General features: G+C 48.2%; 12 protein-coding genes. 8 read left to right on the forward strand and 4 right to left on the reverse strand.

Annotation, left to right across the window (positions count from 1 at the left end):
• Positions 1-142 precede the first annotated feature (142 nt).
• The 3 genes from holA to leuS are packed head-to-tail and all read right to left on the reverse strand — an operon-like array spanning position 143 to position 4,263.
• Positions 143-1,192, reverse strand: coding sequence for a DNA polymerase III subunit delta (gene holA, locus IE104_RS13510; RefSeq protein WP_189419383.1), 1,050 nt, complete (start codon positions 1,190-1,192; stop codon positions 143-145).
• Entirely contained in the window at positions 1,173-1,748 is a 576-nt protein-coding gene (locus IE104_RS13515; protein WP_189419384.1) for an LPS-assembly lipoprotein LptE, read from the reverse strand. The genes holA and IE104_RS13515 overlap by 20 nt, the downstream gene beginning before the upstream one ends.
• A 52-nt stretch (positions 1,749-1,800) precedes the next feature.
• Positions 1,801-4,263, reverse strand: coding sequence for a leucine--tRNA ligase (gene leuS, locus IE104_RS13520; RefSeq protein ID WP_189419386.1), 2,463 nt, complete (start codon positions 4,261-4,263; stop codon positions 1,801-1,803).
• A gap of 129 nt (positions 4,264-4,392) precedes the next feature.
• Here leuS and IE104_RS13525 point away from each other — a divergent pair, with 129 nt between their 5' ends.
• The 5 genes from IE104_RS13525 to IE104_RS13545 all read left to right on the forward strand — a co-directional run bounded on the left by IE104_RS13525 (position 4,393) and on the right by IE104_RS13545 (position 10,503).
• Entirely contained in the window at positions 4,393-4,752 is a 360-nt protein-coding gene (locus tag IE104_RS13525; protein ID WP_189419388.1) for a hypothetical protein, read from the forward strand.
• A 122-nt stretch (positions 4,753-4,874) separates the two neighbouring features.
• Complete coding sequence (locus IE104_RS13530; RefSeq protein WP_189419390.1) at positions 4,875-5,798, forward strand: alpha/beta hydrolase; 924 nt, start codon at positions 4,875-4,877, stop codon at positions 5,796-5,798.
• Positions 5,799-5,841: 43 nt separating this feature from the next.
• Entirely contained in the window at positions 5,842-7,905 is a 2,064-nt protein-coding gene (locus IE104_RS13535) for a putative bifunctional diguanylate cyclase/phosphodiesterase (RefSeq protein WP_189419392.1), read from the forward strand.
• A gap of 486 nt (positions 7,906-8,391) precedes the next feature.
• Positions 8,392-9,204 carry a helix-turn-helix domain-containing protein gene (locus IE104_RS13540; protein WP_189419394.1) on the forward strand — a complete coding sequence of 271 codons (813 nt, stop codon included), beginning with the start codon at positions 8,392-8,394 and terminating at the stop codon, positions 9,202-9,204.
• A gap of 108 nt (positions 9,205-9,312) precedes the next feature.
• Positions 9,313-10,503: a CE1 family esterase gene (locus IE104_RS13545; protein ID WP_189419396.1), complete on the forward strand. Its 1,191-nt coding sequence runs from the start codon at positions 9,313-9,315 to the stop codon at positions 10,501-10,503.
• A 166-nt stretch (positions 10,504-10,669) separates the two neighbouring features.
• Here the strand turns inward: IE104_RS13545 and IE104_RS13550 are convergent, their stop codons facing one another.
• Positions 10,670-11,404 carry a DUF1330 domain-containing protein gene (locus tag IE104_RS13550; RefSeq protein ID WP_189419398.1) on the reverse strand — a complete coding sequence of 245 codons (735 nt, stop codon included), beginning with the start codon at positions 11,402-11,404 and terminating at the stop codon, positions 10,670-10,672.
• A gap of 290 nt (positions 11,405-11,694) precedes the next feature.
• Here IE104_RS13550 and rplU point away from each other — a divergent pair, with 290 nt between their 5' ends.
• From rplU to cgtA, 3 genes are all read left to right on the forward strand, one after another.
• Positions 11,695-12,012 carry a 50S ribosomal protein L21 gene (rplU, locus tag IE104_RS13555; protein ID WP_189419399.1) on the forward strand — a complete coding sequence of 106 codons (318 nt, stop codon included), beginning with the start codon at positions 11,695-11,697 and terminating at the stop codon, positions 12,010-12,012.
• Between the two features lie 31 nt (positions 12,013-12,043).
• On the forward strand, positions 12,044-12,307 hold the full coding sequence (gene rpmA / locus IE104_RS13560) for a 50S ribosomal protein L27 (RefSeq protein ID WP_189419401.1): 264 nt from the start codon (positions 12,044-12,046) through the stop codon (positions 12,305-12,307).
• 190 nt (positions 12,308-12,497) lie between these two features.
• Positions 12,498-13,694 (forward strand): Obg family GTPase CgtA, encoded by a 1,197-nt coding sequence (gene cgtA, locus IE104_RS13565; protein ID WP_189419409.1) that lies wholly within the window; start codon positions 12,498-12,500, stop codon positions 13,692-13,694.
• Positions 13,695-13,717 lie beyond the last annotated feature (23 nt).

A 13,717-nucleotide genomic window follows, 5' to 3' on the forward strand; every position in this document is an offset into this window, starting at 1 on the left:
TTATTCCTCAAAAATTTTTGTAATGAATATCAGGCTAATCAAATTAGCTGAGGATTTTAGCGGGCTGTTGTTTTTGGTGTTTTCTCCGTCCGTGGAATTTTTATAATCTTGTTTCGATATTTATTTCGTGAGGCGAAAATTTTTATATTTTTAAGCTTAGCTTTTCATTGGCGGGATGCAAGCTTTGCACGCCTGCGAGGTTGAGCACTAAATCGAGCAGCTCATCCCAAGGTTCTGCATCGCGCATACCTTTAACCGCTTTATCAATACCATTAGCTTTGCGGAGTAATTGCTGTAGATGTGCTGGTTTCAAACGTTGTAGTGCGCTGCGAAAGAGGGGTTGTTTTTTATCCCAAACGCCAGATTGTTTTGCGGCCCAGTCAAAGTTTTTGCCTTGGCTGGTCATCTGCGAGATTTGCACCAGGCTGCGGATATCGCGCGTGAGTGCCCAAAGCACCGCAATAGCCTCGGTGCCTTCAGATTTTAATCCGTGCAAGGTTTTTACTGCGCCGCGTGCGTCACCGTGTAAGGCTTTATCAGACAGTCCGAAAACATCGTAACGTGCACTATCTGCCACAACACTCGCCATAAGTTCCATGTTAATGACATTGCCGGGTGCGAGTAATTTCAGTTTTTCAATTTCTTGTACCGCGGCGAGCAGGTTGCCTTCAATGCGTGAGGCGAGTAAATCAATAGCATTGCTATCGGCCTGCAGGCCGGCTTGCTTTAAACGCACGCCGATCCAGTGGGATAAGTTTTCTGCAGTGACCGGCCAGTGTTGAATATGTACACCCTGATTTTCCAGTGCGCTAAACCATTTGGATTTTTGTGTGGCACTGTCAACTTTTTCGGTGATGACCAAAAGCAAATTATCGGAAGAGGGCGATTGCGCATATTCCTGTAAAACCTTGCCGCCCTTATCGCCGGGCTTGCCGTTGGGAACGCGCACTTCAATAATCTTTTTGTCGGCAAATAACGACATGCTATTCGCTGAGGCTAAAACCTGGCTCCAATCAAAATGATTATCGGCATGATACAAATCGCGCTCAACAAAACCGGCTTTGCGCGCTGCGGCGCGAATGGCATCGCAGGTCTCTTGAATAAGCAGCGGTTCTTCGCCCGTAACAATATAAATGGGCGCTAAACTTTTAGTGAGCGCGCTGCCCAGTTGTTCAGGGCGCAGTTTTGCCATTGCTGGTCTCGCTGGACGAGGATTCGGTAGGTTTGGGTGATTTATTAGGTTTGCTTTTTTCGCTCGGTGGATTGGCAACGACTGAGCTTAAGCGGCGCAAAATTTGTTGTGCCAAATCGCGGCGCATTTCCTGCTCTAGCAATAACTCTTCTTGCGTAGCACTGTTGATGGCTGCGGTGTTGTAGTTAAAGTTACGCACGCTAATTGCGGAGCCTTTAATCGTTTGGTTAGTGTTTTTTAAATGAATTTCGTAGTTCGCCTTGAGCGTGATTTCGTAAGCGCTACTCAGTTCATCGCCGCCCACACCGGCAGTGTGGCGATCTTTGGTTTCTTCTAAAATGTTAAGCGAATAATTCGCGTCTGCGGATTTTTCAGCCAGTTTGACGCGATTGGTTTTTAACAGTTGACGCACATCGGTGATGAGTGCGCCTTTGCTATCGGTGGCAGAAACATACAAGTTGGATAATTGTTTGGGTAACTCAACGGAGCCGCGAATGTGCCAGCCACAAGCAGTGAGACCCAATGTAATTAATGCCAGAGCGATAATTTTTTTCATAAAAACCTTTTTGTTATTTCTCGCAGCAGCTGAGCTACCGCGAAAAATAAAGTTAGTTCGCTACGATACTGACCAGTTTGTTGGGCACCACAATAACTTTACGCACTGTGACGCCTTCCAAAAATTTCTGCACGTTTTCTTGCGCTAAAGCCAGCGGCTCAAGCACTTCTTTCGGTGCATCGATGGGGGCGTCCAACTTACCGCGCACTTTGCCATTTACTTGCACAACCACTTCAATAGTTGAACGAGTCAAGGCGCTTTCATCCAGTTTTGGCCAAGCCGCATTTAATGGAATGCCCTGGTTACCCAACTCTTTCCACAAAGCGTGCGTGATGTGCGGAACGATGGGTGCAAGCAGCAGAATCGCAGTTTCCAAAGCTTCGCGCTCAACCGCCAAGCCTTGCGGATTAGCGCGGTCAGAAAGTTTGCTCACTTCATTCAGCAATTCCATTGTGGCCGCAATTGCAGTGTTGAAGGTTTGGCGACGCCCGAAGTCATCGCTCACTTTTTGAATTGTCTCGTGCGTTTTACGGCGCAAATCTTTTTGTGCTTGCGGCAAATTTGCAACATCCAGTTTGCCCGGTGTGCCTGCGTTCAAATGGCCTTCAACCGCGCGCCACAAACGGCGTAAGAAACGGTTAGCACCATCAACGCCGGAGTCGCTCCATTCCATACTTTGCTCTGGCGGTGCGGCAAACATAGAGAACAAGCGAACGGTATCTGCGCCGTATTGATTGATGAGTTCTTCCGGGTCAACAGTGTTGCCTTTGGATTTACTCATCTTGGTGCCGTCCTTCAACACCATGCCTTGGCAGAGCAAACGCTCGAAAGGTTCATCGCAAGAAACCAAGCCTTCGTCGCGCATCAATTTGTGGAAGAAGCGTGCATAAAGCAAATGCAAAATCGCGTGTTCAATACCGCCAACATATTGATCTACTGGCAACCAGTAATCGGCAGCTTCTTTGTCGAGCATGCCGCCTTCAAAGTTCGGGCAGGTGTAGCGCGCGTAGTACCAGCTGGATTCCATAAAGGTATCGAAGGTATCTGTCTCGCGTTCAACGGCTTTGCCGTCCAGCGTATCTTTTTTCCATTCCAGGTCTGCTTTGATTGGCGAGTGAACGCCGTTCATCACCACATCTTCAGGTAGGAGCACTGGAAGCTTGTGCGCCGGAACAGGAATCTCGCCACCTTCGGGCAAGTTAAACATGGGGATTGGAGCACCCCAATAACGCTGACGGGAAACCCCCCAGTCGCGCAAACGGTAATTGGTTTTCACTTGGCCTTTTTCGGCCATTTCCAATGTGCTGGCGATAGCATCGAAGGCAGCGTTGAAATCCAAACCATCGTATTCACCGGAATTAACCAGCACACCTTTTTCGGTGAAAGCGGCTTTAGTTAAATCGATTTCTTCGCCATTGGCTGGAGCAATTACTTGCACCAAACCAATGTTATATTTTTTGGCAAATTCATAATCGCGTTGGTCGTGCGCCGGTACGGCCATCACCGCGCCTGAGCCGTAATCCATCAACACATAGTTGGCGACCCACACGGCAACTGGCTCGCCGGTAATAGGGTGAAGCGCTTTAATGCCGGTATCCATGCCTGCTTTTTCCATGGTCGCCATATCGGCTTCCGCTACAGATTGCACTTTGCAATCCGCAATAAATTGCGCGAGAGCGGTATTCTTTTCTGCAAGGATTTTGGCGATGGGGTGTTCAGCCGCAAGGCTTACGTAAGTCACGCCCATAATGGTGTCAGGGCGGGTGGTATAAACGTCAAAACCGGTAAATTCGCCGACCGGATTGGCCAAATCAAAACGCATATCCAGACCACGGCTTTTGCCGATCCAGTTGCGCTGCATGGTTTTTACTTGTTCTGGCCAGTTTGGAAGCTTGTCCAAATCGTCGATCAGCTCTTCGGCGTAATCGGTGATTTTGATAAACCATTGCGGGATTTCTTTGCGCTCAACCAAAGCGCCTGAACGCCAGCCGCGGCCATCAATTACTTGCTCGTTAGCCAATACCGTGTGGTCAACCGGATCCCAGTTCACGGTCGCCATTTTCTTGTAAACCAAACCTTTTTCGTACAAACGAGTGAAGAACCATTGTTCCCATTTGTAGTATTCAGGCTTACAGGTTGTCACTTCGCGCGACCAATCGAAACCGAAACCGAGCTGCTTTAGCTGGCCACGCATATGGTCGGTGTTGGAGTAGGTCCATGCCGCGGGTGCGGTGTTGTGCTTGAGCGCGGCGTTTTCAGCGGGAAGACCAAAAGCATCCCAACCCATTGGGTGCAATACATTTTTGCCCTGCATGCGTTGGTAGCGGGCAATCACATCGGTGATGGTGTAGTTGCGCACGTGGCCCATATGCAGCTTGCCGCTTGGGTAGGGGAACATGGCGAGGCAGTAGAACTTTTCTTTGCTGCGGTCTTCTACCACTTTGAAGCTTTGGTGTGTTTCCCAATATTCTTGGGCATCGGCTTCGACTTGCGCGGGAGTGTATTGTTCTTGCATTTGATTCTCGTGTTAACGCTCTTGCATTTGGATTGGGCGGCCTATAATTAATAGGCTGAAATAGAAATAAGGTGGCGATTATAGAGGCTGTACTGCTTGCTGGGTATAAATATCTTTAGAGAGGCTGCTATGAAAAATACATCTGATTCCTATCTATCTACTTCCCAAAGCTATCAACACAAACCGCAGGAATACCTGTTTGAATTGGAAGATGACAGGAGCGGTTCAGCGCTCACCAAGGGGCTATATCATCAAGTTGAAGATTGGGTTGCACTTGAGTTGACCGCCGAGCAAATGCTTGGTGACAGGCTGGATAGTGTGACCGCGTATGCCGCTAATGATGCACGCCAGATGTGGGATGCCGTTAAGAAAAACCTCTTGCCCTATGAACTGGCGGCAGGGCAGCTCCTATTGCAGGCGGCTGATCCCACACAAGTTGAATGGTTACAACATCATTGGTGGGATGGTGAGGACTCTGCCCAGCACTAATGTTTTGGAGTGCGTACATTTATCTTATAGTATTTTTCATTATAAGTATTATGCTGTAGCCGCCCCGGTCACTCCGGGGTGTCGTTTATATAATGTATAACAATATTGGTTACGAGAGCCCTATGTTTAACCCTTCCCATTATCGGCTTATTGGCGTGATTGCCACTAGCTTTGCCTTTATCTTTTGTGCCTCTGGAGTTTCTGCTGCTGTGAATAATGTCGATCCTATTTATCTGTGGACGGAAAAACCTTTAGTTAGCCCAGATCGCGAAACGTTTAAAGACCAGCGTCTCTATTATGTTGATAACCCCAGCATTAAAGCCTTTTGGCCGGATGCTGCAGTTGCCAACGGCTCCGCAGTAGTAATTTTTGCAGGCGGTGGTTACGTACGTTTGGCGATTGATAAAGAGGGTTATGAGCTGGCCCATTGGATGAGCTTGCGCGGCGTGACGGCTTTTGTGGTTAAGTACCGTATGCAGGAATACGGTTTTCCTGCGCCTTTGCTGGATGGGCAGCGCGCAGTGCGGCTGGTACGAAAAAACGCAAAAGAATGGGGTTTGGACCCTAACAAAATCGGGGTGGTCGGTTTTTCAGCGGGCGGGCATTTAGCGGCAAGCCTGGTCACTCGTGCCGATTTTTCTGTCGATAAGGACGATCCTTTGTCATCCATCAGCGCCCGTCCCGATTTCGCGGTCTTGGGCTATCCTGTTATTACTTTGGAGGGTGAGAGTGCCCATGCCGGTTCCCGCAAAGCGCTCTTGGGCGATAACCCCAAACCCGAGTTGGTTCATGAGAATTCACTGCAGTATCAGGTAAAGGCTGATTCACCACCTGTTTTTATGTTTCATGGCGTCGCGGATCAAGCGGTGCCCGTTGCTAACAGCCTTATGTTTTTCAACGAAGTGATTAAGTACAACAAACAATCCGAGTTGCACCTGTACCAAAGCAGCATTCACGGCGTGGGTATGGTTCAGGGGCAGGGCAGTATTTCCACCTGGACCCAGGCTTTGGAACACTGGATGAAACAAAACGGTTGGATTAAATAAATTGTTAAAGCACAAGCTCTAAAGCACACCAACGAGAAACCCTATGACGAACGATATTCGCGCAAGCGCACAGCAATTGGCTGAGCAAGACGAATCGCTGGTTCACCAGAAACTGGTTGCCATGTTTCGTCAGCTGCCGAATGTTCTGATTTTTACCTTTGCCGCCACCTCTGCACTCGCTTTTTATTTCTATGATCACAGTCGCGAACTAGGTTTATGGACTTGGTGGGGCGCCATGCAACTGGTAAGTTTGCTCCGCTTGGGCAGCTTGGTGTGGTGGCGAAAGGCTAATACGCGCACAGATGTAAATTGGCAGCACGTACTTCATGTGTTCAGTGCATTCGCCCTCTTGGTGGGTGTCCTGTGGGCGAGTTTTACCGTGGCTTATTTTTCATCTGCCAGCGCTTCCCAACGCATGGTCATCTCGCTAGTTATGTCTACGGTAGCGGCAGGTAGTGTAAGCGTATTGGCTCTAGTACCCTGGGTTAATCGTGTTTTTATCGTTTTGCTTGTTGGGCCCTTAGTGTTGCTCTTTGCGCAGGCGGGCAAGTCGGATGACTTAGTTGTCGCAGGATTGGGTGTGGTCTTGTTTATCGGTCTCACCGGATTTTCCCGCGTAACGGGTGAGAATTTTCTAAGCTCGGTGATGGCTGTGCAGCGCCAGCATAAAAAGATGGCATCGGTCTTTGCGCAGCGCGATGAGCTAATAAAGGCCAAAGATGAATTAGAGGCGCGTGTGATGCGCCAAATCGCCGCTTTGCAAGCGGAGATGGATTTGAAAGAACGTTACGCGCAAGAGCTGGATAAGATTGCCAATTGCGACCAGGTCACAGGATTACTTAATCGCGCCGGTTTTGATGAAGGATTAAAACGATTTCTATCCACTGCTCGGGATCACCAAGAGGTGGTGGGCATGATGGCCATTGAAGTGCTTCATTTCGATGTGGTGGAGCTACAAGGGTCGCTAGTCAGTGATCAGGTTTTACTTGCCTTGGCGGATCGCCTAAAACACTTTATGCCACAGCGCTCGCTCATTGCCAGTTGGGGCGGGGCTGAATTTTTTGTCGCTAGCGCGCAAGAAGATATTGATGCCAGTGAAACTCCGTTTTGGAATCGCTACGCGGCTTTGGTGCAAGATGTGTTGCAGCAACCTATCGACACTGATGTTGGCCCAATCTGCATTGATGTGCTCATAGGCGTAACGCGTTATCCCGACTTAGCCATCAACAATGAGCTTATGCTCTACCAATCTGCCGCTGCGAAACATAACCTACGCAAACTGGGTGTCGGCGGTATCAAGGTATTCGACCCCCATTTAGATTCCTTCCTCAAGGAGCGTCATCATTTGCGACAAGCGTTGCATAAGGCAATTGAGCACAGCTCTTTATCGCTGGTTTTCCAGCCGGTTGTGCCCAGCTTGCGGTCGCAACCTTACAAAATGGAAGCTCTTTTGCGCTGGCGTGATGATGAATTCGGCCAAGTCTCGCCCACGGTTTTTATTCCTATTGCGGAAGAAAGTGGATTGATCGTGCCGCTCGGGCGCTGGGTATTACATTCGGCTTGCGTGACTGCGCTGGATTGGCCGAACAAGTGTGTGATCTGCGTAAATGTCTCTATTCACCAGATATTGTCGGGCAGTCTTTTGGCGGACATCCAATCCGCGCTCGAGCATTCGGGATTAGCTCCCTCGCGGCTAGAAATAGAAATTACAGAAAGCGTTTTTGCGCAGGATATTGATTACCTTAGCTCAGTCCTGCGTGCGGTGCGTGATTTGGGGGTGCGAGTAGCTATTGATGACTTTGGGACTGGCTATTCATCCCTGGCATACCTTCGCCGGCTTCCGGTTGATACGGTCAAAATAGACAGAAGCTTCATCAACGAGCTGGATCTGGAATCGCAAAAGTTTTTGTTTTCAATCGTTACAATGGCTCGCGGGCTTGGTTTTTACATAGTTGCCGAAGGCGTAGAGACGAGGCAGCAAAAAGATCTGCTGTTGGGGTTAGGGGTTGATTATATCCAGGGTTATTTCTTCTCCAAGCCGATTGATTTAGCGGCAAGCAGTAAATGGTTGGCTGATCAATTGGATGAGCGGGTTGGCCAGCCCTAGTTTCACTTAGAGAGTTGTTTCACGCCGAGAGTTGAGGATGCAACACAATAGCTGGATAAATGAGTGTTATCCTCGGTCATTTTCGATAAAAAAGGACGGTTTATGAAGCGGGTTGCCTAATATTCGGTATCCCCTTTACACCTTATAAGGTAGAGCTTTGGAATTTGAAAAAGCCTTTTTATTGATTGTGCTTAGTCTGAGTGCCTGGAGTGCTTTTGCGCTCATTATGGACAAGCGCGGCCACGCCAAACTCAATCGCGGTTTTGCGGTTTTGCGGTTTTGCTGTTATGTTTTTGTATTCCCCAAAGTTATTTTTATTCGCGCCTTATTTTTCCTCCCGATGGCAATCATTACCTGGGCCTGGCAGCGCAAGCTGTTATTTGGCTTAAGGGACCTCTTTTACTCATCATCGTCAGGCTAGTGATTGGGCAGCCGTTGCGCGCTTACGCCTGGCATTTTGTTCCTTTTTCAGCGGTGCTCCCCTTAATGGCTTGGTCGCCACAATGGGCGCTGGAATGGAATATGGCGGGCTTTGTGGCGCTTATTGCGTATTTGGGAATTTCTTTAGTGAACCTTCAGGCTGCAAAAACACGTTTAACCTTAATCTATAAAGGTTACCCCAACTCCGCGTATTACTGGTTGTTGTTTGTGGTGCTTGGGTTACTGATGTTGGTCTGTGCCGATCTTTTCATTATGGCCTTGGCGTATGTACAACGAGCTTTCTGGATGGAAGCCATAGAAATTATCAACTGGTTTATATCTGCCTATTTGTTGGTGATTGCCTTTTTTAGTATTTATCGTCCCAACGTGTTTTTTCATCAGGACCGAAAGGAGCCGGAAGCTGTTGTAATGGCGGAAATTGGGCTTGATGGTGAAACACTGCCAGCGTCTGAATCATGCTCCTCTGGTAAAGCCTGGCGTGAGTTGCAGGAATCTGTCGCACAGGAGTTAGCCGTTGAGTTGGATAAGCTTATGCAAGAGGAGCAGCTCTACCGCAAAAATGATTTATCGCTGGGTGAGTTGGCAACGCGTTTGGGGGTAAGCGTGCATCAAGCGTCTGAGTTGTTGAACGTGTTTTTAAATTCAAATTTTTATGATTACCTGAATCGCTATCGCGTTGTTTATGCGTGTCAGTTATTGCGAGATGCCAATTGCCAGTGGCGTATTTTAGATATCGCTTTTGAGTCTGGCTTTAGCAACAAAAATTCGTTCTACCGGTACTTCCGCGATACCTACCAAATGACACCCGTTGAATACCGCAATCGTCATGTGGGCGCGGCTTTAAAAGTAGTGAGTTGACTTGCCGGGGCTGGTGGATTTTTGCGGTTTTAGGTCATTGTTGATCGGAGCGGACATTTTTTAGCAAAGACTCGCTATTTTGGAGATTTCCAACTAAAGGAGTTCTCCATGCGCACGTTACCCCCACGAATTGTTTTCTTACCTTCTTCATTATCCTCTTTAACGCTAAAGTTATCGCTAGCTGGTTTGCTTGGTTGGTCCGTGCTGGCTCATGCCACGGAGGTTGGCAGCTACAATGGCGACCCGACCAAAACCTGGGATGGATTGGTTAAATTAGGTGTTCAAGTTCGGACATTTGAGCAGCAAAATTTGTTGGAGACTGATCAAAAGTTGAAGCGTCGTTACCTGCAATATATTCCATCAAACCTTAATCTAAAGACGGGCAAGTACCCCTTGGTGATAGCGCTTCCCGGTGCGGACCTTAGTGCTGAGGTTTTTCGCGAATGGGATTTGGCAGATCGCCTGGAGCGCCTTGCAGTGAAAGAAAAGTTTATTGTCGTTTACGCCAATGCCCACGCGGCTTCTGGAACGACTACAGAACAACATCCTGGTGAACCCTTTTGGGCGAATGCGGGTTACTGGCGCGCTTGTTCAGGGCATCAGGGCAACAATGAAGGCTTCTTTAATGTGGATGATGTGGATTATCTACGCAAGCTTATTCAAGAGGTGAAACGTGAAGGCTTGCCCATAGATGCAGAACGCGTTTATTTAATGGGTATGTCTAACGGCGGCGAGATGGCGCAACGCGCTGCGCGTGAAATGCCAACTGAACTTGCAGGCGTAGGTGCCGTCATGCCAGTGAACGGATTGCCTGCCACTGAAGACTTACTTTTCTGCAAAAAAGCTGAGCAAAAACCTGTCTCTATGATGTTTATCTACAGCCCGAAAGACACCTTGCTGGATTGGATTTACCCCAAGTTCAACGCCGACTACGGCAAGCTTATGGACGAATCTATGACCTCTTGGCGCAATGCTCTGGGCATAGACCCTACCACTGAAAAAGTACGCCAGCTTCCAAATAGTGTTATCGAGGGGCAGGGCTACACTGGCACGGCTCCGGCTGCAACGGCTTCTATTAATTCATCCGTTACACGCTTTGACTATAAGCCTGGTCGTGCGGGGGTAAAATTTGCGGTATTGAAAATTGATAAGGCCGCTGGTCATGCCTGGCCAAATCTATCACCAACCTCTTTTGAGCATGCGAGCGAAGCTCATAATGGATTTAAAAATCAGGATATAAACGCAGAGGATGTTTTGTGGACGTTTCTTAAAACACAAAAAAGAGTGACCGGCTTTTAGCCGGTCCTCCTGACATTCAGTTCCAATCCGCCCTTTGGGCGGTCCTTATATTCAGTTCCAATCCGCCGTTTGGGCGGTCCTTGGCATGTGGTCCCTAGAGGTCCTGTAACTGGCAGATATCCGGTAAATGGTAGATAACTGTATTGCCAGGACCATTAAATACAGATTAATTCCAAAACCCCAATTGAAATAATTCCAGCTTACTAACCCCTTGTTGATAGTTGGCGAGCTGGGACTGAAACTCCGGGGTTTGGCTGTAAGCTTCAGCGTCTTTGGCGGTTGGCCACTCCTGAATGACAACCAAATCTGGCGGTGTGATTTCCCCTTCGGTTAGCTTGTCGTAACGAACTCCAGGCAGCTTCAGAATAGTCTTGGACCCCAAACGCTCGCGCGCAGCTTTGGCTCCTTCAAAGTAGCGTTCATAAGCGGCTTTGTCTTTTATCCATATTAATCCGGCGGTATAGGTTTTGGTTTTGTCCAGATTGATAGTCATAGGTTTGGTGATTTCCATATCCACTGCTTGCAACTGGTTCCAAGCTTGCGGCCTTAAAGGTTTAAAGTTTTTAAGATAGTCGGGGTTATTGCGGGTTTTGTTTGCTGCCTCTTTGTTTGGCCAAAGATAAAGACCGGAGCCTTCCGGTTTGCCATCGCCCAGCACCGTTTTTAGCACCTTAAAAGTGGTAATTTCGCGCATGCCAGCTTCTTGCGCCAAAGGAAATGCCTTGCTGAAGTAAGTTTTGGCAACCTCTTCGCCACCGGGTTTATTTTCGCTCAGCACAAAAGTGAGGCGCTCGCCAGCTTTCAAATCATGAGCAAAGCTGGGAATGCTAATGAGCGCGAGACTTATGCTCAATGCACAGGCAAGTTTACTAACGGGAACTATCGTTAAAAAGGTATACATAGCTTTCGACTCTGTTAGGGTTAAAGGAGCCGCTATTGAAGTCGTGAGGCGTTAATCACGCGTCCCTTTTGAACAAAAATGACTTGGTAGACGTACGTTGGCGAGGGTTGATAAGGAACGAATGGTAAAACGACATATACGCGCTTAGTTGTATATTATATCTTGCTTAAAAATAGCTATCTGGCGTACAATCCGCGTCCCTGAAAACAGGTATACGACGCTAGTCACAAACGCTCAAGCATATCGCTAAGCTACTTCGCGTCGTCCGAAGTGTTCATTGGAGCAAAGTAATGAGTGTTTATGCAATTTTTGAAAGCGGTGGCAAACAACATCGCGTAGTAGTAGGCGAAACCCTAAAACTCGAAAAAATCGAATTCGCCACTGGCGGCACTGTAAGTTTTGACAAGGTATACCTTGTTGCAAATGGCGAAGACATCAAGATTGGTGCTCCCGTAGTAGCTGGCGCTACTGTTACTGCCGAAGTGGTTGCTCATGGCCGTGCTGACAAAGTGAAGATCATTAAATTCCGTCGTCGTAAGCACCACATGAAGCGTCAAGGTCACCGTCAATGGTTCACCGAAGTTAAAATCACTGGTATCAACGGTTAATACCCCCATCAATTTATTAGGAGTTTAGAAAATGGCTCACAAGAAAGCTGGCGGTAGTACCCGCAACGGTCGCGATTCAGAAGCGAAACGCCTTGGCGTTAAAGTTTTTGGTGGCGAATTGATTCCAGCAGGTAGCATTATCGTTCGTCAACGCGGCACCAAATTTCACGCTGGCGTGAACGTTGGTCTCGGCAAAGATCACACCTTGTTCGCCAAGGCTGATGGTCATGTTAAATTTGAAGTTAAAGGCGCTTTTGGCCGTCAATACGTAAGCATCGTTCCTGTTGCTCAGTAATACGACGACCTAAGTTAGCCAAGCTTACTGCTTGCAGTGGGCATCAAGAATAAGAAAAGCCCTATCCTTCAAACGATAGGGCTTTTTACATTCAGGATGAATGGTATGCCGCGAGCGCATGGATGCGCAGGAGCGGCGTCTCGCAGTTTGAGATACTTTTAGTTTTAGTTTATTTTTCCCGGAGAGTACTGTGAAGTTTGTTGATGAAGCCCCAATCCACGTTGAAGCTGGCAATGGCGGCAACGGCATGATGAGTTTCCGCCGGGAAAAGTTTATCTCTAAAGGCGGCCCAGACGGTGGTGACGGCGGCGATGGCGGCTGCGTTTATCTGGTTGCCGATGAAAACCTGAACACTTTGATTGATTACCGTTTCCAGCCAAAATATCGTGCTGAAAATGGCGAGAAGGGCGGTAGTAAAGATTGTACCGGTGCCAAAGGTGCTGATTTGTTCTTGCCCGTACCTGTAGGTACAACTGTTATTGATACGGATACCGAAGAAGTCTTCGGCGACCTCACCGAACACGGCCAAAAATTAAAAGTTGCCCAAGGTGGTTTCCACGGTTTGGGTAATACCCGTTTTAAATCCAGTACCAACCGCACGCCACGTAAAACATCGCCTGGTACTGAGGGCGAATCGCGCAATCTTAAGCTTGAGCTTAAAGTTCTCGCCGACGTTGGTATGTTAGGCCTGCCAAATGCTGGAAAATCCAGCTTTATCCGTGCGGTAAGTTCGGCCAAACCGAAAGTGGCGGACTATCCATTTACTACACTTATCCCGAACCTTGGTGTCGTAAAAGTCCAGCAATACCGCAGCTTCGTGATCGCAGATATTCCCGGTTTGATTGAAGGTGCATCTGAAGGTGCCGGTCTGGGAGTGCGTTTCCTCAAGCATTTGACTCGCTGCCGTTTGTTGTTGCATGCCGTTGACATGTCTCCGCCAGATGGTTCTAATCCTGCCGAAAACGTACGCGTAATTGCCAACGAATTACAAAAATTCAGCCCAACGCTCGCAACCCGCGACCGTTGGTTATTATTGAACAAAGTTGATTTGCTAGATCCAGATGAAGCCGATGCTCGCTGCCAAGCTGTTGTAGATGAGTTGCAATGGAAGGGTCCGGTGTTCCGTATTTCCGCATTACATCGCGATGGCACCGCTGCCTTGTCTGGCCGTATCATGGATCATCTTGAAGCAATATGGGAAGACGAAAAAGAAAATCCGGAATCACGTGAGCGTGAATTAGAATTACAAAACCAAATGGCTACTGAGGCGCGTGAACGCATCGAAGAATTACGCTTGGCAATGCGCGAAGCCCGCTTGGCCGCCGGCGAAGACGACGATTTCAACGATGACGATTACGATGTTGAAGTGGAGTATGTGCGGTATTAAGAAAAAGCTGACTGAATATAATA

Origin of the sequence: Cellvibrio zantedeschiae, assembly GCF_014652535.1 — a bacterium.
GTDB classification, from domain to species: domain Bacteria; phylum Pseudomonadota; class Gammaproteobacteria; order Pseudomonadales; family Cellvibrionaceae; genus Cellvibrio; species Cellvibrio zantedeschiae.

Coding starts and splice junctions, on each gene's coding strand:
- holA (WP_189419383.1), bottom strand. CDS start 1,192: ATGGCAAAACTGCGCCCTGAACAACTGGGCAGCGCGCTCACTAAAAGT.
- IE104_RS13515 (WP_189419384.1), bottom strand. CDS start 1,748: ATGAAAAAAATTATCGCTCTGGCATTAATTACATTGGGTCTCACTGCT.
- leuS (WP_189419386.1), bottom strand. CDS start 4,263: ATGCAAGAACAATACACTCCCGCGCAAGTCGAAGCCGATGCCCAAGAA.
- IE104_RS13525 (WP_189419388.1), top strand. CDS start 4,393: ATGAAAAATACATCTGATTCCTATCTATCTACTTCCCAAAGCTATCAA.
- IE104_RS13530 (WP_189419390.1), top strand. CDS start 4,875: ATGTTTAACCCTTCCCATTATCGGCTTATTGGCGTGATTGCCACTAGC.
- IE104_RS13535 (WP_189419392.1), top strand. CDS start 5,842: ATGACGAACGATATTCGCGCAAGCGCACAGCAATTGGCTGAGCAAGAC.
- IE104_RS13540 (WP_189419394.1), top strand. CDS start 8,392: ATGGCTTGGTCGCCACAATGGGCGCTGGAATGGAATATGGCGGGCTTT.
- IE104_RS13545 (WP_189419396.1), top strand. CDS start 9,313: ATGCGCACGTTACCCCCACGAATTGTTTTCTTACCTTCTTCATTATCC.
- IE104_RS13550 (WP_189419398.1), bottom strand. CDS start 11,404: ATGTATACCTTTTTAACGATAGTTCCCGTTAGTAAACTTGCCTGTGCA.
- rplU (WP_189419399.1), top strand. CDS start 11,695: ATGAGTGTTTATGCAATTTTTGAAAGCGGTGGCAAACAACATCGCGTA.
- rpmA (WP_189419401.1), top strand. CDS start 12,044: ATGGCTCACAAGAAAGCTGGCGGTAGTACCCGCAACGGTCGCGATTCA.